Consider the following 4350-nt stretch of genomic DNA (forward strand, 5'->3'; position numbering starts at 1 on the left):
TGTTGATTACGAATGTTCTAGAAATAATTGACAGCGCATACATCGAGGAGTATAACAATTTTGTAGTTGTTATGAAGACATAACAACTATGTGGGGCGAACAGGACATGTCAAATGAAATCCCTTTGTACCAAAACATGATTAATGATTTAATTCATAAAATTGAGGGCGGCAAACTACAACAGGATGCTAAATTACCATCAGAAGCTGATCTTGGTGATTCTTATACCGTGAGCCGTATTACGGTGAGGCGGGCCTTAGCAGAGCTCGTTGACCGCGGCTATATTTATAAACGTCATGGAATTGGTTCCTTCGTGGCACGGAAAAGTATTCCTAAAACCAACGATATTCCAGGCATGATCAACCTGGAAAAAGTGATTCGTGCGACGAATGCTGAACCGCGGGTTGAACTGAAGGACTTTCAACTAATTGTTAATGGATCTGAGCCGGTCGTGCGGTCCAACTTGGGATTGAATTCCGACGATTATCTGTACGCCATCGATTACCAAATTTTTGCTGATAACAATTTAGTAGGATTGGTTCATTGGTATCTGCCATATGTACAGTTTCCCAACCTTTATTTGAGTGAGTTAGAGCGTCATCAGTTACTACCGTTACTGGTTAGCAAGTATGAGTTTAAACCTGAGTTCCAAACGCACCGAAGTAGCGACCTAGCAACACGAGCCGAAAAGCGTATGTTCGGTTCCGTTTCGGGTAACGTAATGGTTCATTTGCGACTCACAGGCACGGCACAAGGAAATTCCTTAATTTACGGTGAAATCACCTTAACAGGACAAGTAACGATGTACTTATATTGAGGAGGGCTTACTTATGGGTGAACCAGATATTGTATTAACGCGTGTGGACAACCGTCTTGTGCACGGACAGGTCGGTGTTGTTTGGACATCATCAGTGGGGGCTAACCTACTGTTAGTGGCAAATGATGACACCGCCGAGGATGAATTACAACAACAATTGATGGCAGCCACTGCAGATTCATCCGGTGTGGGTATCCGCTTTTGGTCAGTTGATAAGACCATCAGTACTATTCACAAGGCTAGCACCCGTCAACATATCTTCTTGGTGGTGCGGACACCACAAGATGCACGTCGACTGGTAGAAGGCGGTGTGCCAATTCACGAATTGAATATCGGTAATATGCATTTCTCAGATGGTAAGGACCAGGTTACAAAGTATACCTACATGAATCAACAAGATAAGGACGACCTGCGCGCTGTTGCTAACGCCGGAGTTAACGTCTTTATTCAGGAAACTCCAGACGATAAAAAAATAAAAATTCAGGAAGTGATTTAGATGTCAGTTACCCTAGTCCAGGGGTTGCTCATCGGACTCTTCGCCATTATTGCAGGTATCGATTTTTGGTTGGAAGGTTTCTACATTTTTAGGCCAATGATTGTCTGCACGGTTACAGGTTTGATTTTGGGCGACTTAAAGCTCGGCATCATTGCCGGTGGTTTAACAGAACTTGCATTTGCCGGATTAACTCCAGTGGGTGGGACTCAGCCGCCCAACCCCATCATGGCCGGTATTATGACCGTTGTCTTAGCGTTTACAACGGGGCATTCACCAGCCACTGCTATTGGTTTGGCACTACCATTCAGCATTTTAATGCAATACATTATTCTGTTCTATTACTCAGCATTTTCTGTTTTAACCAAGAAGCTGGATGAATACGCTGCTAAAGCCGAAACGCGTAAGTTTGCGTTTTTGGTACTGACGCCAACTGTCATTGTTGCTTTATCATACGGGATTATTGCCTTTCTCTGCGTCTACGGTGCGCAAGAACCAATGCGATCCCTAGTTAACGCGATGCCAGTATGGTTAAGCCACGGGTTTGAAATTGCCGGTAGCATCCTACCCGCTGTTGGTTTTGGGCTATTGCTAAAGAGCATGTTGAAGGCTGAGTTCGTACCGTACTTACTACTGGGTTTCACGGCCGCCTGCTTTATTAAGTTTGGTAACCTAATGCCAGTTGCGGTAATCGGTATTGCCCTAGCATTTATTGAGTTCTACCGCGATCGTAAGGACGAAGAGAAGAGCAAAAAATTACAAGCTGCGCTCGACTCGATGAAATCAGATGGAGATGATAACGATGGCATCTGAAGACACACCAAAGCGTAACAAGTTAACGCGTCGTGATATCACCAAACTGGCTTTGCGTTCATTGTTCAACCAGTCGGCCATGAACTACGAACGTATGCAGGCTGATGGCTGGGCGTACGCGATGATGCCAGTACTAAAAAAGACGTATGGTGACGACAAGAAGGGGTTCAGTGCGGCTATGAAGGCCAACCTGGAATTTATCAACACTAATAACTATGCAGCCCCACTACTAATGGGGTTGGAAGCGTCATTGGAAGAGAACGGGCAAAAACGATCAACCATTGATGGCCTACGGATTGCCCTGTTTGGACCGTTAGCTGGTATTGGTGATGCCATCACCTGGTTCACGATTTTACCAATTGTTGCTGGGATTTCTGCCTCCTTTGCAAAGCAGGGTAGTATCCTCGGGCCACTAATCTTCTTCATTGTTTATGTTGGTTTGTTCTTTGCACGTATTCCTATTGCACATTTGGGATACACGGCTGGTACCAATGCTATTAGCCGTATTCGTGAAAGCTCAGCGATGATTTCTCGTGCTGCCAGCATTCTAGGTTGTACCGTGATTGGCGGGTTGATTGCGACTTATGTTCAGATTTCCGTGAAGACAAAAATTCCGGTTACGCCTACTAAGTCAATCTCCATTCAGACCCAGTTTTTCGACAATATTTTCCCCAACATCTTACCGCTAGGATACACGTTCCTGCTGTATTACCTGTTGAAGAAAAAGAATGTTAGTCCCGTTGTGTTGATTCTGATTACCTTCGTATTGGCAATTGTGCTCTCATGGTTAGGGGTTCTATAGAATGCTAATTATTATTACTGGCCACGGTCACTTTGCTACCGGATTACAATCCACAATTGAGTTACTGGCTGGTCTTCAGGCACAACTGAAGTATGTGGATTTTACTAGTGAGATGTCCGAAGCTGAGTTACACAATGAGTTGCTAAAAAACACACCGCAAAATGAACCAGTTTTGTTCTTCTGTGACCTACTTGGCGGTACACCATTCAAGCAGGCGGTGACAATCACAACAGAGATCACAGCCGATAATGCGGTGGTTGTTGGCTGTAACGTGGGATCTCTCCTTGAGGTGTCACCGAGCCTCAGTTCGTATTCCGGTACTGCCGGCGACTTAGCCGATCGATTGGTTGAACTCAGCCAGCAGCACACAAGTCATTTCCAGCTTCACAATCATACCAATAATGTTGACGATGATGAGGATGGCATCTAGTACCGGGCACCACTGTCGCCATGAAATGACCTATAGTTCTATTTATACTGCGTAAAGGCGCGCCGCGAATTCTACCCAGATATTCTCGACGCGCCTCTTTGCGTATAAAACATAGTTTTCCATTTAGGGTTCATAGTTGTTATGCAGCCAAGCAATAATCCGCACCTGTGGCACTCGCGCTTTAATCTGCGACGAAAAGCTGGTTAACAATCCGACTGTCAAAATTATAATGTCATGGTTACCCTTAATAAAGGTCTAAATCAGATCATTAATTTGTGCCGAATAATTTGTTAATGGCTTGTTACTACAAAAGCTTCTGCCAGTGTTAATAGGCTTTGAAGTTGTTATAAGCGGTGCATTCAACTTGAAGAAGGTTGGTGTACTGGCCATTGAAAATAAGCTACTTTATTTGTTTTTGCGAGTTCATTGCCTACAACAGTAACAACCCTTTTAACGCCGTCTATTAACAGGCTCGCAACACAGATCAAAATCTTCATTAGTAACCACACTACTTCGGCGACAGAACAGTTTGTTCAATCACGCTATTTCTGACACCTAAAAGGCTAAGAGACAGGACCGTAAATAATGATGAAGACAATCAACAGTCGGAGCTACAGGTCAACAGGTTAGAGAGCGGATCGGTGGTTCATTAATCTTCCTAAAATGAGTTTCTTCCTACTATATGTACATGCCAATCAGATCGGCTAGACAATTCAGATGTCAAAGACATGTAAAACCGACCATGATCCATTACTGAAACCAATCTACAAAGCGGTATCGGATCACTTATATGTAACTAATGGTAATCGCCGCTCTTGCTAGTTACAATAGGGTACACCCTATCGAAATTAAAGACGAAACGTGATTATCATTGGCGTGCGCTATGATGTACATATATACAGGGAGGAATTCCAATGGAGATATATACACCGACAAATCTTCGTAAGAATCTGTCTGATCTCCTAAATAGGGTCGCAGATAAAGATGAAAAGATG

General features: G+C 43.9%; 5 protein-coding genes. All 5 read left to right on the forward strand.

Going from position 1 to position 4350, the window contains the following annotated elements; translation table 11 throughout:
- The first annotated feature begins 106 nt into the window (after nt 1–106).
- The 5 genes from ACWPAB_RS15020 to ACWPAB_RS15040 are packed head-to-tail and all read left to right on the forward strand — an operon-like array spanning nt 107 to nt 3355.
- Complete coding sequence (locus tag ACWPAB_RS15020) at nt 107–817, forward strand: GntR family transcriptional regulator (RefSeq protein WP_032793680.1); 711 nt, start codon at nt 107–109, stop codon at nt 815–817.
- Between the two features lie 13 nt (nt 818–830).
- Nucleotides 831–1313, forward strand: a complete 483-nt coding sequence (gene agaB, locus ACWPAB_RS15025; protein ID WP_003586168.1) for a PTS galactosamine transporter subunit IIB — start codon at nt 831–833, stop codon at nt 1311–1313.
- Entirely contained in the window at nt 1314–2123 is an 810-nt protein-coding gene (gene agaC / locus ACWPAB_RS15030) for a PTS galactosamine transporter subunit IIC (protein ID WP_003586170.1), read from the forward strand.
- Complete coding sequence (agaD, locus tag ACWPAB_RS15035; protein WP_003586172.1) at nt 2113–2925, forward strand: PTS galactosamine transporter subunit IID; 813 nt, start codon at nt 2113–2115, stop codon at nt 2923–2925. The genes agaC and agaD overlap by 11 nt, the downstream gene beginning before the upstream one ends.
- A 1-nt stretch (nt 2926) precedes the next feature.
- Nucleotides 2927–3355, forward strand: a complete 429-nt coding sequence (locus ACWPAB_RS15040) for a PTS sugar transporter subunit IIA domain-containing protein (protein ID WP_016382315.1) — start codon at nt 2927–2929, stop codon at nt 3353–3355.
- The last annotated feature ends 995 nt before the right edge of the window (nt 3356–4350 follow it).

The organism is Lacticaseibacillus sp. 30 (genome assembly GCF_053819265.1).

What these genes read in the sequence shown, in the direction of transcription:
- ACWPAB_RS15040 (WP_016382315.1), top strand. Translation starts at nt 2,927, where the DNA reads ATGCTAATTATTATTACTGGCCACGGTCACTTTGCTACCGGATTACAA.
- agaB (WP_003586168.1), top strand. Translation starts at nt 831, where the DNA reads ATGGGTGAACCAGATATTGTATTAACGCGTGTGGACAACCGTCTTGTG.
- ACWPAB_RS15020 (WP_032793680.1), top strand. Translation starts at nt 107, where the DNA reads ATGTCAAATGAAATCCCTTTGTACCAAAACATGATTAATGATTTAATT.
- agaC (WP_003586170.1), top strand. Translation starts at nt 1,314, where the DNA reads ATGTCAGTTACCCTAGTCCAGGGGTTGCTCATCGGACTCTTCGCCATT.
- agaD (WP_003586172.1), top strand. Translation starts at nt 2,113, where the DNA reads ATGGCATCTGAAGACACACCAAAGCGTAACAAGTTAACGCGTCGTGAT.